Origin of the sequence: Paraburkholderia sp. BR10937 (assembly GCF_040965695.1) — a bacterium.
Classification (GTDB): Bacteria; Pseudomonadota; Gammaproteobacteria; order Burkholderiales; family Burkholderiaceae; genus Paraburkholderia.
Window position 1 is genome coordinate 1 of record NZ_JBFRCL010000251.1, and the last position, 244, is coordinate 244.

Annotated in this window: 1 pseudogene; it reads right to left on the reverse strand. The window is 63.1% G+C overall.

Going from position 1 to position 244, the window contains the following annotated elements:
• Positions 1–244 (reverse strand): annotated as a pseudogene (locus AB4Y44_RS42850) (hypothetical protein); the annotation flags it as partial.

A 244-nucleotide genomic window follows, 5' to 3' on the forward strand; every position in this document is an offset into this window, starting at 1 on the left:
CTGGCAAGGTTGTACAACTGCGCACCGTTCACGGCATCGACGCTCGACGCACTCAGGCGGCCGGCCGCGACGTTCGTCAGCACGACGGGAGCGTGGTCCGTGCCGCCCAGCGTCACAGAATCGTGCGTCGACGTGTCGTACATCACCGCGTCAGCGAGCTGGCCGTTGATGGTCGTGACGTCGCCAGCAATATCGCTCACGTCACCCGACAGGTTCGAGATGTTCGTCGTGTTCTGGCTAACCT